Origin of the sequence: Corynebacterium intestinale (genome assembly GCF_023574125.1) — a bacterium.
Lineage (GTDB): Bacteria > Actinomycetota > Actinomycetes > Mycobacteriales > Mycobacteriaceae > Corynebacterium > Corynebacterium hesseae.
The window spans coordinates 583,212-596,151 of record NZ_JAMKFF010000001.1; the positions used below are offsets into that span (position 1 = coordinate 583,212).

Here is a 12,940-nt window from a genome sequence, read left to right on the forward strand (position 1 = left end):
CACATACGGTAGAACGGAAGAAGTCCCTAGCGTAAAGGAGAAAACCGTGAACCGTCCTGCCCTTCCTCGCGTCCTCAGCATTGCTGGCACCGATCCCACGGGAGGGGCGGGAATTCACGCTGACCTTAAGTCCTTTGAGGCGGCCGGCGCCTATGGCATGGCAGTGGTGACGGCCCTCGTCGCGCAAAACACGCAAGGGGTGCGCGCCATCCACACCCCTCCGGTGGAATTCCTGCGCGAACAACTGACAAGTGTGAAGGAGGACGTGACTATCGACGCCCTCAAGATCGGCATGCTGGGCTCGGTGTCCATCACCGAAACGGTGAGCGAGTTCGTCTCTACCCTGCCCGAGGGGGTTCCCATAGTCTGCGATCCGGTCATGGTCGCTTCCAGCGGCGACCGCCTACTCGAACGGGAGGCAGAGCGCGCTGTGCGCGAGCTCGCCCGCCGCTCCACCGTGGTCACGCCGAACTTGCCGGAGCTCGCTGTCCTCGCGGACGTCGCACAACCGCGCACCCTCGAGGAAGCAATCGATATCGCCACTCAGTGGGCTCACGACAACGGGACCTGGGTCGTGGTCAAGGGCGGACACCTCGACGGCGCCCAAGCCGATAATGCAACGGTAAGCCCGTCCGGCGCGGTAACCCGCGTGCCCTGCCCGCGGATTAACACGAAGAACACGCACGGCACCGGCTGCTCGCTCTCTTCCGCGCTCGCAGCACGTTTAGGAGCGGGGGAAACACTCGACGAGGCATTGGTATGGGCCACCGAATGGCTCCACGAAGCGATAGAGAATGCTGATGCGCTTCACGTCGGTCGCGGGCACGGCCCCGTTGACCATGGTCACCGGCTGCGGCGCCTCGCCGCAGGCGCGCAGCGCTAACCCAATAGGTCTGCGCCGGGGCGGGTAAGCACGGCCACCATGAAGGTGGAGTTCTCCTTAAAGACCTTCATGTCCCAGGATGCGAAGATGAAGTCGACTCGGTAGCCCACCGCGCGGGCGAGGTCGAGGAATTCATCGAAGCCCCAACCACGACCTTCACCAAAACCAACGACGAACCGACCACCCGGGCGCAAAGCGTTAAAGACGTTGCGCAGTGCGGCCTCACGTCCTTCGATGGCAATGAAGGTCATTACGTTGCCTGCAGCCACAGCGATATCAAAGTTGCCCTCCGGGATTTCCTCTTCCGAAAGGTCCCCCACTTCCCAACGGGCCTCCGGATAATCATTGACCGCATGCTCGATCAGGATGGGATCGACGTCCACGCCCAACACCGTGTGGCCGCGCTTTGCCAATTCACCGCCGAGGCGCCCGGAACCGCAGCCGGCGTCGAGGACGCGGGAGTGGCGTTCACTCATCGCGTCGATAAGCCGGGCTTCCCCATCGATGTCCTTGCCCTGGGCCCGAAGTGTCTTCCACTTCCGCGCAAAGTTATGGGAATGGGCGGGATTCGCTGCAGTAACTTCTTTCCAGGTAGGCATGACAACGATTATATGCCCTTACAGGTGTAAGCTTTAGCCGCCATTACAAAACGCCTATACGAAACGAAGGAGGCTGAGACACGATGCCATCTGTACCGTCACCATTCAAGCCACGCAAGAAAAATACTTCTGACGACAGTGCTCCGAGTTTTTCCGTTCCCGTCGAACGTGCCATTGAACACTGCCGCGTGTTCGTCGATGGCGAGGCTCTTCCCGGCGAGTTTTCGCCGCACAGCGCGCTGCAAACCGTAGAAGAGTACGGCCGCGGCTTCGTGTGGGTAGGCCTCTACGAGCCGCTCGAATCACAGATGACGAAGGTGGCGGCTGAGTTTCGTATCCACGAGCTCATCGTCGAGGACGTCGTCCAAGCACACCAGCGCCCGAAGCTGGAACGCTACGATGACCAGCTGTTCGTGGTGGCGCGGTCGGTGAACTACCGGGATCACGACGAGGTAGCCGATAAGCGCCAGATTATTTCCACTGGTGAGATGCAAATGATCATCGGTGACACATTCATCATCACGGTGCGTCACTCGGCTAAGCTACCCAACTTGGCCTACGTGATCGAGGATGAGCAGGACCTCGTCGAACAGGGCCCCGTGTCCCTAGCGTGGAAGATCCTAGACATGATGGTGGACCGCTATTCGGAGATCTGCCGCCTCATCGCCATCGAGGTCGACGAGCTCGAGGAAGAAATCTTCACTCCGAATTCGCTGCCGAACATCGATCGCATCTATATGTTCAAGCGCGAGATTCTGGAGATGAAGCACGCCATCGTGCCGCTTTCGCCTGCTTTGCGCTCGATGGTCTCTGACCACAAGGACCTCATTCCGAAGGCGATTCGCTCCTACATCAGGGACGTCAACGATCACCAGCTGGTGGTCCAAGACCACGTGTCGGGGTTCGATGAGCGCTTGACCTCGCTTATCGACGCCTCCGTGGCCAAGATCAGCATGCAGCAAAACTCCGACATGCGCACGATTTCCGCGGTGGTTGGCATGTGGGCCGCACCAACGCTCGTCGCGGGTATCTACGGCATGAACTTCGATGTCATGCCGGAGCTACATTTTCCTTGGGGCTATTACGGCGCAATCGGCCTCATGGTGTTAGTTGTGGCCGGAATGTGGTGGTGGTTCCGCCGCAACAACTGGTTGTAAGAGGCTACTGCACCACCATCGTGCGCAGCGTGGACGCGGCGAGGAGCACATCCCCCTGGCTGATCTTAACCTCCCACAGCTGCGTGCGGCGCCCCTTGTACAGCGGTGTAGCAACGGCGGTCACCGTGCCCGAAGCCACCGGCTTGAGGAAATCCGTGTTGTTGTTGACACCGACAACGGGCTTGCCTGCGAGGATTAGGCTGCCGACGGATGCAGTCGATTCCGTAATTGTGCAGTACAGACCCCCATTTGCAACGCCCCAAGGCTGGTGGTGATCTGGGACGACTTCCACCTCAGATCGAACCTCGTCTGCAGAAATGTGCGTGTAGCGCAGGCCAATAAGCCCTGCGAGCCCCTGCGGGTTGGAGTTGATCAACTCGAGTTCTTCCGCGTTGAGCGGACGCGACTGGGAAACGGCCAAGAGCTTTTCAAAGATTTCAGAGTGGTTCATGCCACAACAGGTTAGTGGAATTCGGTGACGTAGGATGGTGAACATGACTCAAAGTGCTGAAAAGACAGATCTCGCTCAGATTGGCGTTGTGGGGCTTGCTGTGATGGGCTCCAACCTTGCGCGAAACTTTGCTCGCAACGGCAACACGGTCGCGGTGTACAACCGCAGCCCGGAAAAGACTCGCGCGCTCATCAGCGAGCACGGCGATGAAGGAGCGTTCATTGCCTCCGAGAACGTCGAGGACTTCGTTGCCTCCCTCGAGCGCCCGCGTAAGGCGATCATCATGGTTAAGGCTGGCGCGGCTACTGACGCCGTCATCGAGCAACTCACCGAAGCCATGGATGAGGGTGACATCATCATCGATGGCGGCAATGCACTGTTCACGGACACCATTCGCCGCGAGAAGGAGGTGGCCGCTAAGGGCCGTCACTTCGTCGGCGCAGGCATTTCCGGTGGTGAGGAAGGCGCGCTCAATGGCCCGTCCATCATGCCTGGTGGCCCAGCTGAGTCTTGGGAGACCTTGGGACCAATCCTCGAGTCCATCGCCGCTAATGTCGACGGTACTCCGTGCGTGACCCACATCGGACCCGATGGCGCTGGCCACTTCGTCAAGATGGTGCATAACGGCATCGAATACGCCGACATGCAGGTTATCGGTGAGGCTTACCAGTTGCTTCGTTATGGTGCGGGCATGGAACCGGCTGAAATCGCCGAAGTCTTCCGCGAATGGAACGCCGGAGACCTAGACTCCTACCTCATTGAGATCACCGCCGAAGTACTAGCACAGAAAGATCCGGAGACAGGTGCCCCGCTTGTCGACGTCATCGTGGACGCCGCCGGTCAGAAGGGCACCGGCCGCTGGACCGCCATTAATGGTCTCGAGCTGGGCGTGCCGATCACCGGCATTGCGGAATCCGTTTTCGCGCGTGCGCTCTCTTCTGCCACTGCTCAACGTGCAGCTGCCCAGGAAGGCCAGCTGCCTTCCGGAACCATTGCCGAGCTCAATGTGGACAAGGCTGAGTTCGTCGAAGACGTTCGCCGTGCACTGTATGCCGCGAAGCTCATTGCCTACTCCCAGGGCTTCGATGAGATCAAGGCTGGCTCCGAGGAGTTCGGCTGGAACGTGGACCCACGCGATTTGGCCACCATCTGGCGCGGTGGATGCATCATTCGCGCGAAGTTCCTCGATCGCATCCGTGAGGCCTACGACAACAATGCCGACCTGCCTGCCTTGATTCTGGACCCGTACTTCAAGGGCGAGCTGGAGAACCTCATCGACCCCTGGCGTCGCGTCGTGGTTACTGCAACGCAGCTGGGCCTGCCGGTTCCGGTGTTTGCCTCTTCCCTGTCCTACTACGACAGCTTGCGCGCCGAGCGCCTCCCAGCTGCTCTGATTCAGGGCCAGCGCGATTTCTTCGGCGCCCACACCTTCAAGCGTGTGGACCGCGAGGGCACGTTCCATATCGAATGGTCAGGTGACCGCTCGCTTACCGAGATGTAGCTGCTAAGCCCCTCCCCTGAGGGGCTTTTCTTATCCCTCCGCTACCCGCGACCAGAATTTTTCTTCTTCCGGTTGCGGGGCCCACGGTGCTGTTTTAGTCTCTGTGCCCATGGGGGATATCGAAACCTACATCCGCCTCCGCAACTCGGGGATTGCGCTGGTGGAAAACATTCCTGGCTCACCCGACGAGCTCCGCGCGCTCGGCGCGGATGCCTCCGATGCCGCCGAGCTTGCAAACCTTAACCAGGTGTATTTCGGTCCCACCCGCTTTAGCGGCAAACAACGCAAAGCCCGCCACGCAGCCCTTCAACAACGCCACAGCCTCGGCACCCTCACACTCATCGAGTCCTACACCGCAAAAGTCAAGAAAACCCTCGACGCCTGGAACCTGCGAATCAAACTCGCCGCCACCCCCGCACACCGCATCCCCACCGTCGCCGCCACACGCCTGAAAGAACTACGTTCCAAACGCATAGCCAAACCAGGCGTACGCATCACCTACCGCACGCAAGGCCCCAACACCCTCTCCATAACCGACGATGCCACCACGATCGCCAACATGCGCGGTGTCCTCGAATCCACCAACAATACTGACCTGCTTCAAGCCGCCAACTACATCTTCTTCAACAAAGAAACAAGCGGTTCCAAACCGGCAGTGCGCACCCAAGTCATCGTCACGTTGAACGAGTTGGACCAGATCATTAACGGCGAGGGTGATGAAATCGAGCTCAACCTCACCAACGGCGGGCGCATGACCGGGGCGGAATTCCTCACCCACAAATTCGCCGAAATAGGCTATGCCACCATAGTGCACCCTATTGAAGGACCCATCGACACCTGGCGACTAGAGCGTGGAGCAAACTTCAAACAGCGCCTCACCCTGCACGCTGAATTCCACACCTGTTCTAGGCCTGGCTGTAATAAACCCGCTGATTACTGCCAAGTCCATCACCTCATCCCCTGGCAGGCAGGAGGCTACACCAACATCAAGAACCTGACCTTCCTGTGCGCCTACCACAACGGGATCAATGATGATGACCCACAAAGGCCTACCGGACGCGGCTACATGTACCGGCTCAACACCGGGGTCAGCTTCATCCCACCCTGGGGCACACCAATCACCGCAATGCCCGAATACCAAGAAGCAGTAACCAGACTCAACGCCGAACAAGCAGGACAACCACCAGAGGAACCACCCGACTGCAGCTAACACCCACAACCACCACACGCAGCAACAGCAGAAAGGACACCGCCAGCCACCGATCCCGCCAACCCAAAGATGGTTGACGGGCAGATCGGTGATCCTTGATAACACTTCAAATACCGGCAGGAACAACGTGCATTTAAGCCCTTAAAGAACGAGACCCACCAACCGGATGAGGGTTGACGGGCCACTTGGGGTGGGTGAAGCGTCGTCAAGCGCGTGCGGCGCCGAAGATAGCTAGGCATTCACCGACGAACCACCCAGAGCCGAGTCAAGGATTCCCGCACCCACGAGATAGTTGGCCAAATCATTCAAGTCCGCTTCGTCCCCGTTGGCATCATAGCCGTCCATGACGTACTCGATAACCGCATTGCCATCCTCAAGCACTTCAGCTATCACATACTCATCTTCCTCACTAAAAGCACCAATCTGGGAGCCGCGGGCCGAGGTGAAATCCTCGACGGTGCCGGCCAGCCCAACGCTTTCAGTATCGCGTATAGCATCCTTGTTCTCTGTGTACTGAGCCACGAATTCTCTGTCCGGACCATAGATGCAAGAAATCGTCGGAACCCACTGAACATCTAGGCCCAGATAGTCCGCCTGCCCGAAGAATGACGTGTCCTCATAGCACTCGTCCGAAAGGTCAATGAGCGGAGCGGGCACCGGGGCAGAAACCTCGGAGGCGCGGATCCTGTCAACCTCATCGGAGTCATATGTGCTGTTCCAATAGGCATTGTCGGAAGCACTTGCGTCTTGTGGCGCATCATCAAAATCGGCAGCAACATCTTTGAAGAAAGAAACTGCAGCAATAATAGCGACGACTGCGATGATGGCGAATACAAGAACAACCGCCAGAACGATCCACAATGCTTTCTTCGAGCTTGGCTTCTTTTCGGGCGCCTGTGGCATCGCCGGTCCGCCGGCGTGAGCACCTTGATTTTGATTGATAAAGCCAGGCGGTGCTTGGTTGTGCTGCGGGTTCTGGCCAAATCCACGGGGCTGCTGCTGCGGGCTACTGAAAGGGTTCGTCATGCCGATCAATTTAGCAGAGACCTACATCACATTACTGCCAACAGTGCAGGATGCGAGGCCCATTCCCCGCACTGGCTTTTCTATCTGGCAGCGAACCGAACTAGACTTCCTCCCGATGAATACTTTCGCCGACCTCGGCCTCCCCCGCGATGTTGTCCGCGTCCTCGACAAACAGGGCATCACGACCCCCTTCCCTATCCAAGAAGCCGCGATTCCCGACGCCCTCTCCGGCAAGGACGTCCTAGGCCGCGGCCCCACGGGCTCGGGAAAAACCTTCACGTTCGGCCTTCCCATGCTCACTCGACTTGCCGAATCCGGGGTCTCCCGACCGGCGCACCCCCGCGGTCTCGTGTTAGCACCAACGCGTGAGCTGGCAACGCAGATCCAACAACGCCTGGATGAACCCGCAGCCGCGCTGGGACTGCGTGTGTTGGCAGTTGTCGGTGGTGTCAACATCAACAACCACATTCGCTCATTGGCCCGCCCGGTTGATCTACTTGTTGCTACGCCGGGCCGCGCACTGGATCTCATCGACCAAGGCAAGCTTTTCTTCGACCAGATCACCATCACTGCGCTCGACGAGGCCGACCAGATGGCGGACATGGGCTTCCTTCCCCAGGTACGCAAACTGCTCAATCTCACCCCACCAGACGGCCAACGCTTACTCTTCTCCGCCACCCTCGACGGTGAGGTCAACAAGTTGGTTGAGCAGTTCATACACGACCCCGTAACCCACTCCACAGCCCCCGTCGAGGCCGCCGTGGACACGATGGAGCACCACCTCATCTTCATCGGCACCCGCGAGGCACGCAACGACGTCGTCCTGCGGCTCGGTGCGCGCAAGGGCAAAACCATCATGTTTATGCGGACCAAGCACGGAGTCGACAGGCAGGCAAAGAAGCTGCGCAGAGTCGGCATTAACGCACTGCCGCTTCACGGCGATAAGGGCCAAGGTTCACGTACCAAGGCAATTGAGGGCTTCGCCGACGGAAGCGTACCCGTGCTCGTCGCCACGGACATCGCCGCGCGCGGTATCGACATTGCGGATGTCTCCCTCGTCGTCCACGTAGATCCACCCGCCGAGCACAAGGCTTACCTACACCGTTCCGGCCGCACCGCCCGCGGCGGTGAGTCAGGCACCGTCGTCACACTCGTTACCGACGAGCAGCGCGACGAGGTGGCCAAGCTCATTGCAAAGGCCGGAGTGGACCACACCGACCTCGACATCAGCGACCGCGCCAACCCCGCCAGCAGCCCCGAACTTGCCCAGATGACCGGTGCACGCAAGCCGAAGGGCGAGCCGCTCGGGCCACCGAACCAACAGCAGCCTAAGCAGGAAGCACCGGGGCACCGCCGCCGCGGCCGCAACAACCGCCACCGTCGAGGCAGTGCTGGACAACGATGATTCTCGAGCCCAAGGATTGGCAAGCCCGGATGCGACAGCACGAGGAGGAAGCACATGAGTTCCTCGCTCGCTATCGCCACCCAGGCTCGTATCACCCTGTCTACGACTTCCTTTTCGAGTACTACCCCGTCCGCCCCTCTCATCTACGCCGTTGGCACCCAGGCGTAGGGGTCACCCTGGAAGGGAACGCTCCGCACAGCGAATGGCGCTACTACCGCCGCACTGCCGAGGGCATCACGATGGACACCGAGGCCTTCCTCGAACGCCGCGGCGGAACCGTGCGCTACATCCTGGAACTTCTGGAAAAGACGGCGCACAATCCCACCCAATTTGATTGTTTTGGCCTGCATGAATGGGCCATGGTGTACCACACCGATTCCCCTCGCCATGACCTGCCGCTGCGGTTGGGAGCGGAAGGGACGAACGCAGTCGTCGACAAGCACCGCATCAAGTGCACGCACTACGATGCCTTCCGTTTCTTTACTGAGCCCGCCCGCTTAACCTCACGGTGCTGACCCGTGAGGACCAACCGGACAACGACCAGGCTGGCTGCGTCCATGCGACTATGGATTTATATAAATGGGCGTGGAAATTAGGCCCGTTGGTGCCAGGTGACTTGTTCCTCGATACCTTCCGGTTGGCGGTGGCCGCGCGCACGCTCGACATGGAGGCCTCGCCATATGACTGCCGCGAGTGGGGCTTTGGGGTTGTCCCCATCGAAACACCGGAGGGAAAGTCGGAGTATGTGCGGCGCCAACGCGCGCTTGCCGACGCCTCCGAGCCACTCCGCGCGCGGCTTGTCTCCCAAATTAGAGCAGCGCTGAGCGCTACAATGAGAGACCATTGATGTGACCCGTCGGGGCGCCCTGACTGCCCCGAGACCCCAGCGCGGAAGGAAAAAGATGGCCCGGCACTCGGATGGAAAGAATAACTATGCAATCGCACCGTGGGTCATCATCGTGGCCGTCCTCGCGGTTTTGGCGTTGGTTATCGGCGCATTCTTCCTCTTTCGCGGAGGGGAATCCGATTCGAGCGAGCCAGTAGCGGCGGATAAAACCACTGAGTCATCGGCTGTACAGAAACCGACGAGTGAAAGCGCTAGCACTACGTCTGCATCGCCCACGCCCTCGGAGTCAGTACAGCCGTCCGAATCGGTATCAGCCACGCCCAGCACTGAAAACAAGGAAGATCAAGGGGTGGCACCGAATACGTTGTTCCTTCTTGATACCTCCGACAACCTTGCGCCGTACTTCAATGAGGTAACCGAGGGCGTGGCGGAGGCGGCGTCGGCAGTCGGCGCGGAGGGAAGCCAGGTGGCTCTCTGGAACTATTCCTCACCCATTTCAGCCACGGCTACCGTGGGCTTCCGTCAGAATGTAGCCTATGGCGACGCCGAGAACGTGGCCTTCGCAGTACGGCAATTCGGCACTGGTGGCGTTCCTCAAACTCGCAGCGCCGTGGTCGCGGCACTGGATAACGCCACGGACCAAGAGGCAGAAACGGGCAAAGACGCCCGCGTCGTGCTCGTTACTACCGGGACCCAACAAGATATAGATGACGCAAGCTTTACAGAGGCAGTCAAAGCCGCGCGCGGTCAGGGCGTTAGCTTGAGCGTGGTGCATATCGGTGAAGGTGAAAAGGACGCCGAGCTCGAAAAGCTCGCTGACTCCTACAAGACCATCTCGGACCCTTCAAATGCCCAAGAGGACAAAAAGGCCATCGCCAACGCCGCCGGGGCACGATAACCGGGACATTTCAGGCGCATCGACGCCGCACATCAAAAAGCCGCCGCTTCCTCTAGAGCACTGACGTGAGCTGCAGTGACTAAGAGGAGCGGCGGCGGATGGCTTCCTTAGGAGGTTTTGCGCTTGCGCCGAGCAGCCAGTTCGTCGAGGCCAAATACAACGTCGACTTCTTCGTCCTCCACAACGCGCTCGGCCGGGAAGGAAGTGATGGTTCCGGAAAGCTCCTTCAGGATGCCTGGGACAGCAATGCCAAACACGCCCTGTCCACCGGCAAGAAGGTCGATGACTTCGTCGTTCGAGCGGCACTCATAAACCGTGGTGCCGTCGGAGACGAGGGTGAGCTCAGCAAGATCGTTAACTCCGCGATCCCTCAGGGATTCCACCGCGAGGCGGATATTCTGCAAAGAAATGCCGGTGTCCAAAAGGCGCTTGACAATCTTAAGAACCAGCACGTCCTTAAAGGAGTACAGGCGCTGGGAACCAGAGCCGCGAGCAGTGCGAATCGAGGGCTTCACCAGGTCCGTGCGCGCCCAGTAGTCCAACTGGCGGTAGGTAATGCCGGCTACCTGGCAAGCGATGGGCACGCGGTAGCCCAGCTCCTCGTCGGGCCCGACATCAAAAAGGGATTCCTGAACGTAGTCGTTGGCTGCGAAATCTTCGAGCGGCAGTGCGCTGGACTCGGGACGGTTATTCTTACTGCTCACGTAATTACTCCAGTGATACTTGAGGGGAGTTCTATTTTTCTATTAAAGGGCACGTCAGCGACCGCGTCAAGAGTCGTCCTCCGTGAACCTCTAGTAGAACTTTAGACTTTTTGAGTCACTTTGTCATCATTAGTCACACGCGTGTCATTAAAAAATTCAGTGGTAGCACGACTAAAGCGACGCCACAAAGGGCGCCGCTTCTAATGTCTAGCTGGGATCAGGGCTTAGGGCTGAATTATGTGGAAGGGAGCTTAAACTCCCCTTTTACTCCTCTTCACCATCTTTGCCGCCGAGCAAATCTTCCTCGGAGATTCCGGAATCACGCATCATCTGCTCGAAGTCATCGTCCTCCAGCGCGCTCTGCTGGGAATGGCGCTCCTTAAACTCGCGCATGCGCTTCTCCGGGAACGTCTCCGGGGATTCTGCCTCGCGTTCTAGGCCGTAATATTCTTTAAGGTCCTCATCGCTAATGTAAATGGCTACCTCGTCGAGCACATCCTTCTCAAAATGAATGGGCAACCCATAGTGATCTGCGAGGACAAGAGCGTCGCACAAGCGGGCATCGTGCTCTTCACCGGTTCCATCCAGGAGATCAACCATGAAAACGCCCTTACGGTACTCGGACACGCAAATATGCTCGATGCCATCTAGCAGATCCGCAAAGGCGATGAGCAGTTCATACGTGCTTGGGCGCGCATTAAAGTGCCGCTCGAGTACTTGGAGGACACGCGCGCCGTCGATGGGTGAGACCCACACCGGCACGTGCCGGTCCGCCTCCGCCCAATAGAAAAGAGCACATAGGTTATTTTCGGGGCCAACGGGGTGGATACCTAGAAATTTCAATACTTCAGTGTTCATGGAATCCACTTTTACACACATTCCTTGCACATGGTTGTCGGGCCGGTTAAGTGGCGTAGAAAAGTCGGCGCCAAACTTACGGAAATAAAAGCCCGTATGATTTAAGGCCGGAATTCGTCACGAAGCTCGGTCTTGACCAACGTCCCGTGAAGCGACAGAACAAGGGCCGCCATCTGCTGAGAAAGCTCCTCGGCCTGTTGCGGGGCAGTATCAGACTTCGAATGCGCCACCGGCGTTGCCACCTGCGAAATCATGTCCGCCTGGCGGCGGGCAGCATTGCGCAGCGACTTCAACTGTCGCGCCTCAAACCCGAAGGATTCCAGCGCCACGGCCGCGGACACGATGGACACGTCATCCGTATCAAAGAAGCCCGCCGGATCCGGCTTAATCAGTCCCACAGAAACCAGCTTGGCGATGTTTTCCTGCGTGGTGCCTGCTTGGTCGGCCACATCGGCGTCGGTAAGCCGAGTGACCACCGGCGCGCGCAGCTGCTCGGCGCTGATGAGGGCCTCGGCCTGGGAGGACACGATGGCGGTAACTTGCCCCGAATCCATCGCGTCTAGCTGTTCCCGAATAACCTTGAGCGGCGTATAGTGATCGCGCTGCGCGGTCAGAATATAGCGAAGACGATCAAGGTCCTTCTGGTAGTAGCGGCGGTAGCCCTTCGCGGTGCGCTCTGGAGTAATCAGCCCCTCAGATTCCAAGAAGCGAATCTTCGACACCGTCACATCCGGAAATTGCTTCTGCACGTGCTTCAGCGTTACGCCAATAGACATCGGCTTCTGCTTAGCAGGCTTGGTCTTCTTGACCACGGAAGACGCTGCTGCGGCAGCGGCGGTGGACTTCTGTGCGCTCACGATAGGACTACTACTGCTTTCTTCACGATTTCACTATGACAAAAAGGGGAGCTCAGGAGGAAGCTTCCCCCGGCCTTCTCCCCTAGTTCTTTAGGACAGGCACTGCCTTATTTCGGGGCAATGAATACCAAGCGGAATTTACCGATCTGGATTTCATCGCCCACTTCGAGTACCTGAGCATTGCGCGGCTCGCGGTTCACGTAGGTTCCGTTGAGCGATCCGACATCGACTACCTCGAACTGACCGTCCTTCGCGCGGAACTCCGCGTGGCGACGAGACACGGTGACATCGTCCAGGAAGATATCAGCCTCTGGATGGCGGCCGGCGGTGGTGGTCGGCTGATCAAGCAGGAAGCGAGCGCCTGCATTGGGACCGCGCTTGACGACGAGCAGTGCCTGGCCCTCAGCCAAGTTCTCAGCGCCAGCAACGGAGGCGTCAGAACCCGCCGCGGTGCCGTTTTCCATCTCCTTGAGAAGATCTGCGCGGAAGACAGAAGTAGTTTCTGCCTGCGGTTCCGGCGTTCCGGTATTCTCGCTCATTTTTA

The 12,940-nt window shown here is 58.8% G+C and carries 13 protein-coding genes and 1 pseudogene; 7 read left to right on the forward strand and 7 right to left on the reverse strand.

Going from position 1 to position 12,940, the window contains the following annotated elements; genetic code table 11:
* The first annotated feature begins 46 nt into the window (after positions 1–46).
* Positions 47–883 (forward strand): bifunctional hydroxymethylpyrimidine kinase/phosphomethylpyrimidine kinase, encoded by an 837-nt coding sequence (thiD, locus tag M5J06_RS02670; RefSeq protein WP_250223896.1) that lies wholly within the window; start codon positions 47–49, stop codon positions 881–883.
* Here thiD and M5J06_RS02675 read toward each other — a convergent pair.
* Complete coding sequence (locus M5J06_RS02675) at positions 880–1,482, reverse strand: class I SAM-dependent methyltransferase (RefSeq protein WP_070520425.1); 603 nt, start codon at positions 1,480–1,482, stop codon at positions 880–882. The two genes, thiD and M5J06_RS02675, sit on opposite strands and share 4 nt — an antisense overlap.
* 83 nt (positions 1,483–1,565) lie before the next feature.
* Between M5J06_RS02675 and corA the strand changes: the two genes are divergently transcribed.
* Positions 1,566–2,639: a magnesium/cobalt transporter CorA gene (gene corA / locus M5J06_RS02680; protein WP_070532752.1), complete on the forward strand. Its 1,074-nt coding sequence runs from the start codon at positions 1,566–1,568 to the stop codon at positions 2,637–2,639.
* Positions 2,640–2,643: 4 nt separating this feature from the next.
* Here the strand turns inward: corA and M5J06_RS02685 are convergent, their stop codons facing one another.
* Complete coding sequence (locus tag M5J06_RS02685; protein WP_070520420.1) at positions 2,644–3,090, reverse strand: PaaI family thioesterase; 447 nt, start codon at positions 3,088–3,090, stop codon at positions 2,644–2,646.
* 43 nt (positions 3,091–3,133) lie between these two features.
* Between M5J06_RS02685 and gnd the strand changes: the two genes are divergently transcribed.
* Entirely contained in the window at positions 3,134–4,591 is a 1,458-nt protein-coding gene (gene gnd / locus M5J06_RS02690; protein ID WP_070520417.1) for an NADP-dependent phosphogluconate dehydrogenase, read from the forward strand.
* 109 nt (positions 4,592–4,700) lie between these two features.
* Positions 4,701–5,801 carry an HNH endonuclease signature motif containing protein gene (locus M5J06_RS02695; protein ID WP_250223897.1) on the forward strand — a complete coding sequence of 367 codons (1,101 nt, stop codon included), beginning with the start codon at positions 4,701–4,703 and terminating at the stop codon, positions 5,799–5,801.
* Between the two features lie 231 nt (positions 5,802–6,032).
* Here M5J06_RS02695 and M5J06_RS02700 read toward each other — a convergent pair whose 3' ends face one another.
* Complete coding sequence (locus M5J06_RS02700; RefSeq protein WP_232748497.1) at positions 6,033–6,827, reverse strand: hypothetical protein; 795 nt, start codon at positions 6,825–6,827, stop codon at positions 6,033–6,035.
* A 115-nt stretch (positions 6,828–6,942) separates the two neighbouring features.
* Between M5J06_RS02700 and M5J06_RS02705 the strand changes: the two genes are divergently transcribed.
* The 3 genes and pseudogenes from M5J06_RS02705 to M5J06_RS02715 all read left to right on the forward strand — a co-directional run bounded on the left by M5J06_RS02705 (position 6,943) and on the right by M5J06_RS02715 (position 9,977).
* Positions 6,943–8,232 (forward strand): DEAD/DEAH box helicase, encoded by a 1,290-nt coding sequence (locus M5J06_RS02705; RefSeq protein ID WP_250223898.1) that lies wholly within the window; start codon positions 6,943–6,945, stop codon positions 8,230–8,232.
* A pseudogene (locus M5J06_RS02710) lies at positions 8,229–9,079 on the forward strand (3-methyladenine DNA glycosylase). The gene M5J06_RS02705 and the pseudogene M5J06_RS02710 overlap by 4 nt, the downstream one beginning before the upstream one ends.
* Before the next feature lie 55 nt (positions 9,080–9,134).
* Positions 9,135–9,977 carry a vWA domain-containing protein gene (locus M5J06_RS02715; protein ID WP_250223899.1) on the forward strand — a complete coding sequence of 281 codons (843 nt, stop codon included), beginning with the start codon at positions 9,135–9,137 and terminating at the stop codon, positions 9,975–9,977.
* 107 nt (positions 9,978–10,084) lie between these two features.
* Here M5J06_RS02715 and M5J06_RS02720 read toward each other — a convergent pair whose 3' ends face one another.
* The 4 genes from M5J06_RS02720 to odhI all read right to left on the reverse strand — a co-directional run bounded on the left by M5J06_RS02720 (position 10,085) and on the right by odhI (position 12,935).
* On the reverse strand, positions 10,085–10,645 hold the full coding sequence (locus tag M5J06_RS02720) for a MerR family transcriptional regulator (protein WP_154762730.1): 561 nt from the start codon (positions 10,643–10,645) through the stop codon (positions 10,085–10,087).
* Positions 10,646–10,945: 300 nt separating this feature from the next.
* Entirely contained in the window at positions 10,946–11,539 is a 594-nt protein-coding gene (locus tag M5J06_RS02725) for a bifunctional nuclease family protein (protein ID WP_250223900.1), read from the reverse strand.
* 101 nt (positions 11,540–11,640) lie between these two features.
* The gene (ftsR, locus tag M5J06_RS02730) at positions 11,641–12,396 is read right to left on the reverse strand and encodes a transcriptional regulator FtsR (protein ID WP_070563527.1); all 756 of its coding nucleotides are present in this window, start codon (positions 12,394–12,396) and stop codon (positions 11,641–11,643) included.
* A gap of 107 nt (positions 12,397–12,503) precedes the next feature.
* Positions 12,504–12,935 (reverse strand): oxoglutarate dehydrogenase inhibitor Odhl, encoded by a 432-nt coding sequence (gene odhI, locus M5J06_RS02735; protein ID WP_010186533.1) that lies wholly within the window; start codon positions 12,933–12,935, stop codon positions 12,504–12,506.
* Between the last annotated feature and the right edge of the window lie 5 nt (positions 12,936–12,940).

Bases quoted from the DNA above. Each gene is read 5' to 3' on its own strand.
- M5J06_RS02685 (WP_070520420.1), bottom strand. From the start codon at position 3,090: ATGAACCACTCTGAAATCTTTGAAAAGCTCTTGGCCGTTTCCCAGTCG.
- M5J06_RS02695 (WP_250223897.1), top strand. From the start codon at position 4,701: ATGGGGGATATCGAAACCTACATCCGCCTCCGCAACTCGGGGATTGCG.
- M5J06_RS02715 (WP_250223899.1), top strand. From the start codon at position 9,135: ATGGCCCGGCACTCGGATGGAAAGAATAACTATGCAATCGCACCGTGG.
- corA (WP_070532752.1), top strand. From the start codon at position 1,566: ATGCCATCTGTACCGTCACCATTCAAGCCACGCAAGAAAAATACTTCT.
- gnd (WP_070520417.1), top strand. From the start codon at position 3,134: ATGACTCAAAGTGCTGAAAAGACAGATCTCGCTCAGATTGGCGTTGTG.
- M5J06_RS02725 (WP_250223900.1), bottom strand. From the start codon at position 11,539: ATGAACACTGAAGTATTGAAATTTCTAGGTATCCACCCCGTTGGCCCC.
- M5J06_RS02705 (WP_250223898.1), top strand. From the start codon at position 6,943: ATGAATACTTTCGCCGACCTCGGCCTCCCCCGCGATGTTGTCCGCGTC.
- odhI (WP_010186533.1), bottom strand. From the start codon at position 12,935: ATGAGCGAGAATACCGGAACGCCGGAACCGCAGGCAGAAACTACTTCT.
- M5J06_RS02675 (WP_070520425.1), bottom strand. From the start codon at position 1,482: ATGCCTACCTGGAAAGAAGTTACTGCAGCGAATCCCGCCCATTCCCAT.
- M5J06_RS02700 (WP_232748497.1), bottom strand. From the start codon at position 6,827: ATGACGAACCCTTTCAGTAGCCCGCAGCAGCAGCCCCGTGGATTTGGC.